We start from the raw sequence: 15114 nt of genomic DNA, 5'->3' as shown, positions 1-15114 counted from the left end.
TCGTGTTGGTCACGTACTTGCCGGTTTGACCGTGTGTGCGCGAAGTTCTGCTTCTTGGCGCGAGAACGTCCACAAGGCATATTCGAGGGTTGGCAATGGGTTGCTACGGTCAGTGGTGCTGCATGTCGCGGTGACGGCCGTAAGCACTTGCGTGCGGCACTCAACGGCTAGTTTCGGTCGTTCGTCGCCATGTAACTTGCGGCTTTGGCCTCTCTTGCCAACTGCATTGCTTTTAAACTGTCGTCTGAGATAGTCAAACCTCACTGAGTGGAGCCTATGGCCACAAGAAATCCAGCACACGTGGCGCACTGCCAATGTGGCGCGGTCGAGATCAGTGCCTGGGCTCAGCCCATTATGGTCAATGCGTGCTACTGCGACGACTGCCAGACGGCAGCCCAACGTCTCGCCGCATCCGCCAATTCAGAGCGAGCGTCCAGCGTCGACGGCGGCACGGAGTTCATGGTGTTCCGCCGCGATCGCATTGCCTGCACGCGGGGCGCAGATCGACTCCAGGCGATGAGACTGACCGCCCCCTCGAAGACCAGACGGATGATCGCGAGTTGCTGCGCAACACCGATGTACTTGGCCTTTGACGACAAGCGACCCTGGGTGTCAGCGTTCCGCACCCCTTTCGGAGCGGATGCGCCGCCGGTGGAAATGCGGATCTGCACCCGATTCAAACGCTCGGAAGTGGAGGCGCAAGACGGCTTGCCCAGCCATCCCGGATACCCTCCCGCAATGATGATCCGGATTCTGGCCGCCTGGCCGTTCATGCTGTTCAGCAGGCCGGTCGGCGCTTTGCCGTAGTGCGATTGATTTACGGAATTCTTATTGCGATCACCTTCCCTTTTCGCGCGCAGCCCCGATTGCAGATCAAGGGAAGCTCAATTGCCTTTAAAGAGTTCTTGCAGCCGCGCCGCTTCGCCGTTTGTTTGTGAGCGCACAAGGTCTTGATAGACTTCCGCGCGGGTTTTGCCTTGGAGCGTGGCAGGAGCGCCAGACATGGAGTTTCCAGACATGTCCGAACCTTCCGAGTTGTCCGCGCTGGTCTGCACCCCAGTCGTCGGATTTGTGCCGGTGGCCTGCGCATTGGCGTGCAAGGCGCACGTGCAGAGTAGTCCACCAGCGACGAGCAAGACTGTTTTCATGAGAATCTCCTTAACGAGCGTTGCCGCAACATCCGGTTGCGACGAGACGAGACAGACCCGGACCGCCTCAAGAACAAAAACAATGGGAACGAAGTCCGGGAGAGGACGGCGCACCGAGGCGAATAACAGTTACAAAAACCTCGGTTCTCGTTTGCCGATGCTGTCATCTCGATTCTCGGTCGAACCAGACGCCGTCGCCACCCACGTAGGTAGGTAAGCGGCCCGAATCGAGTCTGGAAAGATGTAGGCGTTCCAGGTCTGGCAGGCGCATCCAGAACGCTACATTTGTGTGTGTGGCTTTGGATAGGGGCCTGCTATTCTGTTTGAATTGCACGCTGCCCTATCCGCGGACGGCGAATTTCCTGATCGAGCGCCGTCATGAGATCGTCAGGCCTCACGGTGCGCAGGTTCAGATCGGCAGATCAGGAACGTGCGTTCCGGATGGACTACGCACGGCGCTTCTTCGGACAGCGGAGACTCGCCATCACAATCTTCACCGCATTGTGGGTCGTGTTTTCCATCCACGACTTCGGGCGGTTAGACGTACTCGATCCCTCCCATCTGCACCACAAAGAACTCATTCTGCTGAGAATCGCCGGGACGATCGGCATGACGGTGCCCGTGCTGTGGTGGAGCCCACGCGCACTCGACGAGCGCTGGGGCGTCGGGCTGCTCAGTGTCTGGACGATCAGTTGCTGGTTCGCGGTCCTGAGAATGGTACAGATCTATCCGGGCGATCTGGCCTGGCGGGAAGCTTATCCGATCCTGACGTTTGCCCTTTTCATGATATTCATGGCCTTCCGGCTTCGGGTGATCACTGCGGCCTGGCTGATTGGGCTATGTGTTGTCGGTTACCTCGTCATGCTCTATTTCAAACCCAGCGGCCAGAGCGTTGGCACGCGCATGGAGTCGGTGATTGCGCACGCTACGATGGTGCCAATGATGTATATCGTCGGTTTGCTCCTCTGCATTCCGCTGGAACGTGCCGCGAGGCGCGAATTCATGTATCGGCGCTCCCTGCGCGCGGCCAAGCGGCGCGTCGAAGCGGCCTCGCGCGCGGTTCGTGAGCAGAACAAACGTATGCAAGAGCTCGCCAAGGAAAAAGAGCGATTCTTTTCATCGGCGTATCACGACATCCAGCAACCTCTTGCCGCAATCAACCTCTTCATCCACAGCGTCCGGACCCGGGTCAGCGAGGGACGCACGGTGGATCGCGACCTCGATGTCATCGAGCAGACCGCGTTGGACATCGTCAGCATGTTCAAGGACATTCAAGACTATAGCGAACTGGGCTCGTATGTTCCCCGCCTTGCGTCAGTCAATACGCATGGCCTATTGACCGAAGTCTTCGAGCAATATCGTGAGACGGCGCGCTTGCAGGGAATCGATTTTAGATTCGCCAGGCGGCGGAGTCCTCCGTCGTCCATCGAGACCGACCGATCGCTCTTTAAGAGAGCCGTTTCCAACCTTGTATCGAACGCGATCAAGAACACGTCGTCGGGCGGCGTCGTGCTTGGCTGGGTGCAGCTTGACGCAAGAGTGCGCGTGGATGTATGGGATACCGGAATCGGCATTGGGTTGGCCGATCGGGAGGCGATTTTCACCGAGTACTATCAGATCAATAATCCGGGGCGCGACCGTTTGAAAGGACTGGGACTGGGGCTATCGATCGTGCATCGTGTGATCCGCATTCTGCCGGGACACGGCATGAGTTTTACGTCGGTGGAAGGGCGGGGATCGCGCTTTTCACTCTACGCGACGATATCGACAACGTCCCCGGCTATCGTGGCGAAGGGGCTAGATGGCGACGTCCACACGCCAGTTCTCAATGGTGTGTTTATGCTCCTGTGCGACGACGAACCGACCGTCCTTGAAGGCCTACGGCGTCTTTTCTCGAGCGCAGGCGCGCTTGTGCAGGCCGCGGAGTCGATGGCTGGCTTTGAAGCCATCCTCGCCGACGACAGCCGCATTCCCGATCTTATCGTCACCGATATCCGGCTGCGTAACGGAGTCACCGGCAAGGAAGTGGCTGATCGGATCAGGCGCCACTTCGCGTGGGCGGGAACGATTCCCGTCGCATTTATCACCGGCGAGCTAATGTCCGATAGCGTGCTTCGCGACTTCCCCGAACCACTCGTGCTATTGCGCAAGTCGTCGACACCGGAAAACTTGCTGGCGGAAATCAGCAGGTTCGTTGCTGGTCAACGGAAGATGCTTCCTGATCTCGCGAAGGACCGGTGACTGAAAGCGCCTGGAGCGTAATACCCGTGTCCGTCAGCTTCACGCGCGCTGGGTCGACGGCTCGCAGTGAGTCGATGTGAGCCGATAGCCATCCGTCGCTGTTCGGCCACCTGCGGCTATTGGTCTGCTCTTTCACACAGACGTTCCAACGTCGGCTCCGCCCAGGCAACGGACCTTCGAGGGGGAGAAGTCGCCAAAGCGCTTTTGAAAGATGACGAACGCCAACGCCGGCGCAGGGACCAGAACCGGAGGTCACGGGGGACGTTTTCGCATGAGGATGCGGGCGTAACCGACGAACGTCGCGATCCATCGTGGCCAGCAACTGTATTAGCTAAGGAATTAGCGGGGCAAGCGACCCCGGTATCGCCATCACGCTGGAATATTTAGCCCTGTCATCCGTTTACTGCACACGCCTCGCCCGCATTCGCGTTTGCCATCGGACGATCCAGTTCTAGTTGTGAATGACGCATGCCTCGTTCGCCGCGCACTCGCCGGCAACGGGTCTGCTTTTACGTGGTTTACGTAATTCGCCCCACTGCTGCCGACGCTGTGCGACCCGCGTTCGAGTCGCAAGACTGCTGTCACGGGCGAAATTCGCTTGCGGCGGCCGGCACGCGATGCGTGCAGCGACAACAGACGCGCCCGCCCCGCAGCATTCGTGGAGAGCGAAGTCATGAATCCCCTCATGCAAAGTCTTACTCCGAAGTTCGGCTGGCAACCCTGCCACCGCGTTGCCCGTGGAAAAGGCCGCGCGCTGAAACGCTTGCTGCTGAGCACGCTATACGGCACCAGTCTCGCGCTTTCCTTAGCGGGCAGCGCCATTGCCGATGACCTCACGGCGCTGCTGCCGTCCTCGTTCGTCACCTCATCGACGGTGCCCACCAACGGTGACCTCAATCCGTATGGCGTCGCGTTCGTGCCCGACGGTTTCCCCGGCTACGGCACGATCGCAGCAGGTGACCTGCTCGTGTCCAATTTCAACAACTCGCAGAGCGCCGGCAACCTTCAGGGCAAAGGCACCACCATCGTCAAGATCGTGCCGCGCGGCAATCCGGTCACGTTCTTCCAGGGTCCGGCGCGTCTCGGTTTGAGCACGGCGCTCGGTGTGCTCAGGGCCGGCTTCGTACTGGTAGGCAATGTACCGACCAAGGACGGTACATCCCCAACGGCCGGCTCGCTGCTGGTGATCAATCGAAGTGGCAGTCAAATTGCCGAATGGATGCCCCCGGCGGCAAAGATCAACGGTCCCTGGGATCTGACGATCTTCGATGAGGGCGACCATGCGAAGGTATTTGTGTCCAACGTGCTGGATGGCACCGTCACGAGGCTCGACGTTAGCATCGACGACAACGGCGTCCATCTGAACCGCGCCACGAAGATTGCCTCCGGCTACACATTTCGCCCCGATCCATCAGCACTGGTCCTCGGACCCACGGGACTTGCCTACGATCCGCAGCGCGATGTACTGTATGTCGCCTCGACCGCCGACAACGCGATCTTCGCCGTCTACGGCGCGGGCAGCTCGCAGCACGACGGCAGCAAGGGCGTGCTGATCTACGCGGACAACGGCCATCTGCGCGGCCCGCTCGGAATGGCCCTCGGACCGAACGGCCATCTGTTCGTCGCGAACGGCGACGCGGTCAACGCCGATCCGAAGCATCCGAGCGAAATCGTTGAGTTTACGCCGCAGGGCCGCTTCGTCGCTCAGTTTTCCATCGACCCGGCAGTCGATGGTCCGTTTGGCATCGCGTTTGGGCAGCCAGAGCATGGGTTCGTGCGCTTTGCGGCAGTCGACGACAACACGAACACCGTGACCGTCTGGCATCTGCCTTTTGAGAACACGGGCCACTGAGGTGTAACGCTGCACGCGGCGCATCACGCGAAGATGCGCGCGTGCGGCCCTTCAGCGGACATTCGCCGAGGTCGTGTTACTGCCGCGAACAACCACTTGGCCGATGACCTGCGGAGCGACTCGAAGGAGTGAATGACCGTTGTACCCAGGGAGCTGCCGACCAGGCGGCGCTTCGCCCATTGTCCGTTGTGGGTCGACGTGAGCCCGTGGTCGTGGGACAAGGTTCGGCCATGAAGCGTCGCTCGCCATTGCCACGACTGGGGCGTTTGAGCGCCCCCTCCACTCCCGGAACTTGGGCCGCCCTTCTGCTCATGCGACCCAAGTCGCCTGATCTGAGGAACGGATCGACCACCTAATATCGGCGCGGAAAGCTCCCCCGCTACTTAGCCGACGATCCTGAAGCAATGGAGGCGATCCGTGAACTCGCGGAACAACTGCCGATAGACGCGTCGACGAACATTAAAGACATTACACTCTCCGTCTCCCCAGCCGTGGCTAGAGAGTTCTGGCAACGGCGAAATAAGGTGGCGAACTTCCTCAAACACGCAGATCGAGACGCCAGTTCACTTATCGCACTTGACGAAGTAGATAATTTTCGCTTGATCATGCATCCCACAGTGCTTTGTCTTTGGTTGCGCGCTGGTGCTGCCACAGCTCGGCCAGCTTCGGGCATTCGCTGGCAAAGATTGACGTTCGACCGACCGTTCCACTCTGACTATCCGCCAATTGTCAGGGCTGTTCGTAGCGCGTGATTGACGACGCACGACAAGAGCAATTCCATGTCAGCCGCCCAGAGCGAATTTGATGCCGGGCGCCGGGCGCGGTTTCATGACACATTGCCCTGGGGCGACATGCCCCCGAAGTCGCGCAGTGCTCGACCAGGTCGCGGACAGTTGCGAACGACCGAGTCCTCGAAGAAAAGCGTTTGCAGTCCGGATTATCTTGTTGGGGAACGTGCAATATCGCAGTTATGAACTCGAGCCGTGACGGCAAATTGCCGCCCACGTCACCGTCCCTGCGTACTGACTGGAGCCGTGCGACGGGCGTCCAGTTTCTGCTGACGCAGCGCTTCGGTTGTTTCGCCAAAACCGTCCACGCGCCAGCCCGGCGGCAGCATCACGTACCTGATCGCAGTCCACACGCTGCCTGCCGACATGACATCACGGGCGAGGCTGACCCAGTGTTCGAATTCGACAACGAGCGGGTTGCGAGAGCGCGTTGGTGTCGTGAGACCGTAGCGGCACGGCTCATCAGCGCGTTCTTCGACATACGTACCGAACAAGCGGTCGAATATGACGAGCACGCCGCCAAAGTTCGCATCGAGATAGTCGGCATTCGATGCGTGGTGCACGCGATGCGCGGATGGCGTATTGAACACATATTCGAGCCAGCCGAGTTTTGGGGTCCACGTGTTATGCAGCCAAAATTGATAAAGCAGATTAAAACTCAGCGTCGCCAGCACGATTTCCGGACGCACGCCAAGCCATACGAGGGGGGCGAAAAACATCGCTGAGCCAGTCAGCTTGCCGGTCAGGCCAAGCCGGTAAGCAGACGAAAGCGTCAGTTGATTCGGCGAGTGGTGAACCGCATGCGTTGCCCAGAAAAAGCGAATGCGGTGCGACGCGCGGTGGTACCAGTAGTAGCAGAACTCCTGGCCGATAAAGAGCAGGAACACCATCAGCGCGCCGTTGAGCGTGACGGTGAAGATTCGGTGATCCCAGGCAAGCGCGAAAATCGGGGTCGCGAGCGAAAGCGGCAGCAGTGCGAGCAGCTTGCGACCGGCCACATCGGCCAGCGAAATCCACACTTCATACCAGTCAAAAGGCATTGCGCTATTGCGCTGTCTGCGGGTGAGCACGCATGCCTCGATCAGCGAGACGGCGATGACGAACAACGTAGCGCAAAGAGCGATTTTTCCAGTGGTAACCATGATGGGCAGATAAACGGTTGAGATTGGACGCGTCGTTTGCGGGAAAGGCTGCTATCGCGTCGGATGAAGCTAATGTAGTGTTCGGCCCGGTTAAAAACCATGCGTAAACTATGTCGCCAGATGTCGCGAAATTCCGCCCGTGACGGGCGAGCCGCGGTGCAGGGTCGGCGCTGGCGGCATGCCGCGGCGATGGACTGCGACAGACTCACGTTTAGTGAGCAGTTTCCAATTGCTTGCTCCACTGACCGGCAAGGTCATGAAGGGACATTCCCGTCAACGGTGAAGAGGGCGTTTGGGCGGCCGCTTCACAACTCGAAACGGCCGTTCGTCGATTCTTTAGGTGAGCCGAAACCACCGGGCGACCCCTGATACACCGATCGCAAATCGGTGTGCGACAATCATCGGGTCTCGTGATGGGGAGAACCGCCAGCCTGGCGCGAGCGCCTTCCCGCAACTGAAAATAGCATGACTCGCGATTGCGGAAATTGAAGGTTCATTCCTTTCGCTGTGAAAGAACTGACCTTTCTACCTGACAGCACGAGTGTTCTCTATGGCAGAGGATTCCGGGTACATGTTAGTGGCGCTTCGCGAGGAGGCGGACTTCACGCTCTATCGCGGCAGAGCGCTCGGCAGTTCTATGCCGGTCCTGGCGCTGGCGCTCGCCGCTGATCAGTCGTCGCCCCAGCGCCGGCGGCGGCTCGAACACGAATGGTCGCTCGCGAGCGAACTCGATGCGGCGTGGGCCGCTCAGCCGCTGGCGCTGACCCGTCACCAGGGTCGAGCGATCCTCATTCTCAAGGACCCGGGCGGTGAACCGCTGGATCAGTTACTTGAACAACACAAGCGACACCCCATTGATCTGACTCGCGTCCTTCGCATAGGGATCGGTTTGGCGGCAGCACTAAACCAGGCCCACCGGCAAGGCTTCATCCATAAGGACATCAAGCCCGCGAACGCACTTGTCGACGACGCCGGACACGTGTGGCTCACCGGCTTCGGCATCGCGTCCCGACTCCCTCGCGAGCGCCAGTTGCCCGATGCCCCCGAATTTATCGCCGGATCACTCCCCTATATGGCGCCCGAACAGACCGGGCGCATGAATCGCTCAATCGATTCCCGCAGCGATCTCTATTCTCTGGGTGTCACGCTTTACGAGATGTCGACCGGCAGCCTCCCGTTCACCGCTTCTGATCCCATGGAGTGGGTGCACTGCCAGATCGCAAGGCAGCCAGTATCTCCCCGTGAAAGGGCGCCGGACATGCCCGGGCCAGTGTCAGCCATCATTGTGAAGTTACTCGCTAAAACCGCTGAAGCGCGATATCAGACGGCGGTGGGGCTGGAGCACGATCTCCGGCGATGCCTCAAGGAATGGGAATCTCGTGGATGCATCGATGAGTTCGCGCCTGGCGGCCACGACACGTCGGATCGGCTACTGATTCCCGAAAAACTGTACGGGCGCTCAACTGAAATCAATACGCTGCTCGCGTCCTTCGACCGTGTCGTAAGCGGAGGCAGGCCGGAACTCGTTCTGGTTTCCGGCTATTCGGGTATCGGCAAGTCCGCTGTCGTTAATGAACTGCATAAGCCACTTGTCCCGCCCCGAGGCCTCTTTGCATCAGGCAAGTTCGACCAGTACAAGCGCGACATTCCGTACTCGACGCTCGCGCAGGCGTTCCAGAGCCTTATCCGTCCAATTCTCGCGAAGAACCAGGAAGAGGTGGAACGCTGGCGCGATGCAATCCGTGTGGCGCTCGGCCCGAACGGTCAGCTCATGGTGGATCTGGTCCCGGAGTTGAAGCTCATTATCGGCGAGCAGCCGCCGGTCGCAGAACTATCGCCGCGGGATGCGCAGAGTCGTTTCCAACTGGTATTGCGTCGCTTCATTGGTGCGTTCACGCGGGAGCATCCGCTCGCGCTCTTCCTCGATGATCTGCAATGGCTCGACGCGGCTACTCTGGATTTGATGGAAGATTTACTCACGCATCCGGACGTTAAAGACCTGCTGCTGATCGGTGCCTATCGCGACAACGAAGTGGACGCCACACATCCGCTGACGCGTAAGCTGGGAAGCATTCGCCAGGCTGGCGCGATCGTGCATGACATCGTACTTGCGCCTTTAACGCGCAACGACCTGGAAGAGTTGCTTGGCGATTCCCTTCATTGTGAACGGGGCCGTGCCGGCACATTAGCGGAACTGGTCGAAGAGAAGACCACCGGCAACCCGTTTTTTGCCATTCAGTTTTTGTCGGCCTTGTTCGAAGAGGGGTTGCTCGTCTTCGATCACGCCGAGGGGCAGTGGTGCTGGGATCTGAATCGCATTCACGCCAAGGGTTATACCGACAACGTCGTGGACCTCATGGTAGGGAAATTGAACCGCCTGCCCACCGAAACGCAGCAAGCGCTGCAGCAGCTCGCGTGTCTCGGCAACAGCGCCGACTTCGTCATGCTGCGCACGGTGTATCAGGACTCGATCGAGGAAATGCACGGACAGCTTTGGGAAGCAGTCCGAACGGGACTCGTTATGCGTTCAGAAGAGGCTTACCGGTTTCTCCACGACCGTGTGCAGGAGGCCGCTTACTCGCTCATTCCTCAGGCGTTGCGCGCCGAGGCGCATCTGCGAATCGGCATGTCGATGGCTTCGCACACTTCGCCAGACAAACTTGAGGAAGGGATCTTCGAGATTGTCAATCAACTCAACCGTGGCGCTCATCTGATCACGTCGATTGCGGAACGTGAACGGATCGCGCAACTGAATCTCATCGCGGGCAGACGCGCCAGGATCTCGACGGCGTACGCCTCGGCCCTCAAGTATCTCCACGCTGGGCGCAGATTGCTGACGGACGATGCCTGGGATCGCAACTACGGTCTTGTCTTTCCGATCGAGCATCTGCTTGCCGCGTGCGAATTGCTGACTGCTGACATGACTGGCTCGGAGAGCCGTCTTTCCATGCTGGCCGGACGGGCGAAAACTGCCCACGATACTGCGCTGATTGTCCATTTGCGCCTGACGCTCTATAACCTGCTAGGTCGCGGCGACCGTGGCATGGAGGTATTCGTCGAATACCAGCGAGGGCGCGGAAAAGACTGGTCGCCCCATCCGACGGATGAACAGGTTTTGCAGGAATACGAACAAATCTGGTCGTGGCTGGGGACGAGGCAAATCGGCGAACTCATTGGTCTTCCCGTGATCACCGATCCGGATGTACTCGACACTCTGGATGTTTTCACGGAGGCTGTGCTGACGGCGCAATTCACCGACGAGAACCTTCTCGCGCTCGTGCTTTGCCGGATACTTTCCCTTAGCCTCGAGCATGGCAACAGCGACGCATCGTGCTTCGCGTATGTATCGTTCGGCATGATCGCCGGGCCCCATTTCGGAAACTACGAGGCCGGATTCCAGTTCGGAAAACTAGGCTACGATCTGGTGGAGAAACATGGATGGCAACGCTATCAGGCGCGCGTCTATATGCGCTTCGGAAGCTGTGTCATCCCATGGAAGCGACATGCCAGGACCGGACAACAACTTATACGGCGCGCGTTCGACGCGGCAAACAGGATCGGCGACCTGAGTTTTGGCGCATTCAGCTGCCACCACCTGAACACCAATCTGCTTGCAACGGGAGAGCCGTTGACCGAGGTGCAGCGTGAAGCCGAGACCGGTCTCGAGTTTGCGAAGAAAGTTCGGTTCGGCCGCCTCATTGACCAGATCGCCACGCAGCTCGCGTTTGTGCGGACATTACGCGGCCTGACAACGCAGTTCGGTTCTTTCAATGGCGGCGAATTCGACGAGCGTCAATTCGAGGCGCAATTTTCGAGCAATGCCTCCCTGGCGACGCGAGAGTGTTTTTATTGGATCAGAAAGTTACAGGCTCATTTTTTTGCCGGCGATCATGGTGCCGCGGTCCAGGCGTCGCTGAATGCGAAACGTTTGCTCTGGTCCGTGCACTCCTATTTCGAAGTGGCCGAGTTTTATTTTTACGGTGGACTCGCCCGGGCCGGTGCTTTTGACTCTGCAACCGCAGGCTCGCGAAAGGAGCACGTCGAGGCTCTGGCCGATCACCACAGGCAGCTTGCAATATGGGCGGAGAATTGCCCGGAGAACTTTGAAAACCGGGCCGCACTGGTGGGCGCGGAAGTCGCCCGGATCGGAGGGCGCGACCTCGACGCCATACGCCTCTACGAGCGTGCTATCCGCTCCGCACAAGCGAACGGTTTTGTGCACAACGAGGCCGTCGCCAACGAGCTTGCAGGACGTTTTTTCCTGGCGCGCGGTATAGAAAGCGCGGGCTACTTCTATCTCCGCAACGCGCGTCAGTGCTAAGGCGGTTGGGGTGCCCACGGCAAAGTAAAACAACTTGACGAACGATATCCGAGTCTGCGCCGAGAGCGAACGCCGGGTTCCGCAGCCGCGATTGGCGAACCGACCGGGCAGTTGGATGTCGAGACTGTTGTCAAAGCTTCGCAGACACTTTCCAGTGAGATGATCCTTCCCACTCTGATCGAGAAGCTGGTACGACTCGCGGTCGAAAACGCAGGGGCTAGTCGGGCTCTGCTCATCCTCCTTCGGCGCGGCGCGCAGGGCGGCGAGCCCCGGATCGAAGCGGAAGCGATCAGTGGACCGGGCCATATTGAGGTTGCAGTTCGTCAAGCCACGATCACGCCGTCCGACCTCCCGCAATCCGCGCTGCAATATGTCACCCGGACACGGGAGTGCGTGCTCCTCGATGACGCCTCGGCCGATAGCGTGTATTCAAAAGACGAGTATGTCCGGCGTAAGGGTTCACGCTCCATACTTTGCGTGCCCATCGTCAGGCAGGCAAAGCTTGTCGGCGCGCTTTATCTGGAGAATAACCTCGCGCCATGTGCCTTCACGTCGAACCGGGTTGCTCTTCTGCAGTTGCTGGCTTCGCAAGCCGCCATTTCACTGGAGAATGCGCACCTCTATTCGGATCTGCAACTCCAGGCCGGACTGCTGCAGCGACTTCCTGTATCCGCTTGGACGCTCAATGCTGATGGGACAGCGGACTTCGTGAATCAAGTTTGGCTTGACTACTCCGGCCAGACTCTCGACTTCGTCCGGTCGCACCCGGAGGCCTGGATGACCGCAGTTCACCCCGAGGATCGCGAAGCGGCATCGAGGGCCTTTTGGGGCGGGGTGCGCTCGGGACAAGGATTCACCATAGAAACCCGCTCCCTGCGCGCTCACGACGGAAGTTATCGCTGGCATCTCCAACAAGCTGTGGTCTTGCGTGATGCTGAAGGAAAGGTTCTGAGATTCATTGGTACCACCACGGACATCGACGAGCAGAAGCGTGCCGAAGACGCGCTACGTCAAGCGCAAGCCGATCTCGCACGCATTAACCGGGCGACCACCATGGGAGAGTTGGCCGCTTCTCTGGCTCATGAAATCAATCAACCGATTACGGCTGTTATCACTTACGCAAATGCCTGCCTGCGATGGCTTGAACGCGATGAGCCGGATCTCGATGAAGCGCGCTCGGCAGTCACCAATATTGTGAGAGACGGACAACGCGCTGCCCAGATCATCGCCAGGATCCGCACACAGTTCGAGAAGGGTGCCCTGAATCAGGCGGTCGTCGAGGTCAGCGAGATTGTGCGGGACACCGTGGGGCTCCTGCGCGGCGAGGCAGCGCGATACGACATATCGGTCCGCACAGAACTGGCAGCCGGTCTCCCCCGGATTGTCGGAGACCGCGTGCAATTGCAGCAGGTCGCGATGAACCTGATCGTCAACAGCATCGAAGCGATGAAGGATGTTGATGGAATCCGAGAGATGGTCATCAGGTCGCAGCGGGCCGAAAACGGGCAGATCCTTGTGTCTGTCAGTGATACCGGCATGGGCGTTCCGCCGCAGCTCGCGGAACAGATTTTCGATCCGTTCTTTACAACCAAGTCCCACGGCACCGGCATGGGGCTTCGCATCAGCCGTTCAATCGTCGAGTCGCATGGCGGGCGTTTATGGGTCACCGGCGCGCGTGGGTGGGGCGCGGTCTTTCAGTTCACCCTGCCTGTTGCGGTTGCCGACCGTCATTAATTAACTATCAAGCGGTTAGGCCGCGCTCACATGCGCGCAGTCGCGCGTTCGCTTCCAACTGTGAGGGGCCCGGTTCAGTTGAAATCCAAATCGGGTACTGGCTCGCCTCGGGGGACCGGGTCGCCGATGAGCTTCGCACTCTACGCATCTCAATCCACAAGGCGACAGAAACGCTGCATTTCGGCGCTCTATGCATAGTCCAATGACTTGCGAGCCGGTGAAGGCGTCGTCGCGTACACTTTGCCCGGATGTCGCGTGTTTTGGGGGAAAACGGACCGCGCCGAATTGCATTACCACTGACAGCGTTTTGACAGCTTCGCCGGGTCGTCATAGGCGACGGAACATTGCACGACGTCCGGCGACGGCGACCTGACATGGGATAGACATTTGCAGAAAACCCATCATGAAACGCTACGAGGTTCTCGCCAACTCGATCGCTGATGGCATCCGGTCGGGGCAGATTCCGATCGGCTCCCGGCTGCCGTCGCTCCGGCAGATCATCGCGCAGCGCGGTGTCAGTCAGTCGACGGTTTTCCGCGCGTACTACCTGCTCGAAGAGTGGGGGCTGATCCGCGCCGAAGAGCGCGCGGGCTACTTCGTGACGCGCGGTGCGGCGGTCAAACAGGTGCCGTTGCATCAGGACATGCCGCTTGCCGATTCAACGAAGGTCGACATCAGCGATCTGGTGTTTTCCGTCCTCGATGCCGCGAAGCATCCCGACATCGTGCCGCTCGGCTCGGCGTTCCCGTCCCCCCTGTTGTTCCCTTCAGCTCGCCTGCTCAAATCGCTGACTCAAGGCACGCGGGCGCTCAGCCCATGGAGCACGGTCGTGGATCTGCCGCCCGGCAACGACCATCTGCGCCGCCAGATCGCGCTGCGCTATGTGGCCACCGGCATGTCGATCCCGCCCGAGGAGATCGTCGTGACCAACGGCGCGCTGGAGGCGCTGAATCTGTGTCTGATGGCCGTCACGCGTCCGGGCGACGTCGTCGCGGTCGAGTCGCCGGGCTTCTACGCGGCCTTGCAGGCCATTGAGCGGCTCGATCTGCGCGCGGTCGAGATTCCGGTCCATCCGGTCACAGGCCTCGACCTCGACGCGCTCGCCGCTGCGCTCGAGAAGCATTCGATTCGCGCATGCTGGTTCATGACCAATTTCCAGAATCCGACCGGCGTCACCCTTTCCGACGCAAAGAAGAAGTTGCTCGTTGACATGCTTGCAGCGCGCGACGTACCGCTGATCGAGGACGACGTTTATCAGGAGCTGCACTTCAGCCGTGATCGGCCACTCCCTGCGAAAGCCTTCGATAGCAACGGACTGGTCATGCACTGCAGTTCGTTTTCGAAGACGCTTGCACCGGGTTATCGTATCGGATGGGCGTCCGCTGGACGCTTCGCGGATCGCGTGCAGCGGCTCAAACTGATGACGACGCTCTCGGCCAGCATCCCTGCGCAGGCGGGCATCGCGCACTACCTGGAGCACGGCGGCTTCGACCGGCATCTGCGCAAGCTGCACGCAGCGATGCAGACGCAACGTGCAGCCATGGAGGCGGCTTTGCGGCGTTACCTGCCGCGTGAGGTCCGATGGGTGACGCCCTCGGGCGGTTACTTCCTATGGCTGCAATTGCCGGACGCGGTCGATGCAATGGCGCTGCACCGGCTCGCGATCGGCCGTGGTATCAGCATCGCGCCTGGTCCGATCTTTTCCGCCAGGCACGCATTTCAGAATTGCGTCCGGATCAACTTTGGGCATCCCTGGAGCGTCGAGATTGATGGAGCCATATGTGCCCTTGCCGAGATTCTCGATGACCCGGCGGTGCACGCATCAATCTGATTTATGCTCAGTGCGACCGTGATGATCCCGTTGCTGTTAAGCCAACCACCCCAATAG

General features: G+C 59.6%; 8 protein-coding genes. 6 read left to right on the top strand and 2 right to left on the bottom strand.

The genetic code is table 11. The annotated features are described in order from the left end of the window. Positions 1 to 276 precede the first annotated feature (276 nt). Complete coding sequence (locus FH08_RS54430) at positions 277 to 807, top strand: DUF6151 family protein (protein ID WP_031361212.1); 531 nt, start codon at positions 277 to 279, stop codon at positions 805 to 807. 77 nt (positions 808 to 884) lie between these two features. On the opposite strand, the gene FH08_RS0126215 is transcribed toward FH08_RS54430, so the two are convergent. Beyond that, the gene (locus FH08_RS0126215; protein WP_031361211.1) at positions 885 to 1148 is read right to left on the bottom strand and encodes a hypothetical protein; all 264 of its coding nucleotides are present in this window, start codon (positions 1146 to 1148) and stop codon (positions 885 to 887) included. A 378-nt stretch (positions 1149 to 1526) separates the two neighbouring features. On the opposite strand from FH08_RS0126215, the gene FH08_RS0126210 reads away from it, so the two are divergent. Together FH08_RS0126210 and FH08_RS0126205 are read left to right on the top strand one after the other, a co-directional pair. After that, on the top strand, positions 1527 to 3389 hold the full coding sequence (locus FH08_RS0126210) for a hybrid sensor histidine kinase/response regulator (RefSeq protein WP_081889579.1): 1863 nt from the start codon (positions 1527 to 1529) through the stop codon (positions 3387 to 3389). Between the two features lie 673 nt (positions 3390 to 4062). Beyond that, positions 4063 to 5241 (top strand): hypothetical protein, encoded by a 1179-nt coding sequence (locus FH08_RS0126205; RefSeq protein WP_235210502.1) that lies wholly within the window; start codon positions 4063 to 4065, stop codon positions 5239 to 5241. Between the two features lie 1006 nt (positions 5242 to 6247). Here the strand turns inward: FH08_RS0126205 and FH08_RS0126195 are convergent. Next, the gene (locus FH08_RS0126195; protein WP_031361207.1) at positions 6248 to 7171 is read right to left on the bottom strand and encodes a sterol desaturase family protein; all 924 of its coding nucleotides are present in this window, start codon (positions 7169 to 7171) and stop codon (positions 6248 to 6250) included. Positions 7172 to 7721: 550 nt separating this feature from the next. On the opposite strand from FH08_RS0126195, the gene FH08_RS48605 reads away from it, so the two are divergent. The 3 genes from FH08_RS48605 (at position 7722) to FH08_RS0126185 (ending at position 15057) form a co-directional block, all read left to right on the top strand. Next, on the top strand, positions 7722 to 11492 hold the full coding sequence (locus tag FH08_RS48605) for an ATP-binding protein (protein WP_235210501.1): 3771 nt from the start codon (positions 7722 to 7724) through the stop codon (positions 11490 to 11492). Positions 11493 to 11603: 111 nt separating this feature from the next. Beyond that, on the top strand, positions 11604 to 13226 hold the full coding sequence (locus tag FH08_RS53540; protein ID WP_235210500.1) for an ATP-binding protein: 1623 nt from the start codon (positions 11604 to 11606) through the stop codon (positions 13224 to 13226). A 403-nt stretch (positions 13227 to 13629) separates the two neighbouring features. Next, entirely contained in the window at positions 13630 to 15057 is a 1428-nt protein-coding gene (locus FH08_RS0126185; RefSeq protein ID WP_031361206.1) for a PLP-dependent aminotransferase family protein, read from the top strand. Positions 15058 to 15114: the final 57 nt, after the last annotated feature.

This window comes from Caballeronia sordidicola (assembly GCF_000729995.1).
In the GTDB taxonomy this organism is placed as follows: Bacteria; Pseudomonadota; Gammaproteobacteria; order Burkholderiales; family Burkholderiaceae; genus Caballeronia; species Caballeronia sordidicola_A.
Note: the sequence above shows the minus strand (reverse complement) of the source record. Positions and strands in the feature narration are given on the sequence as shown.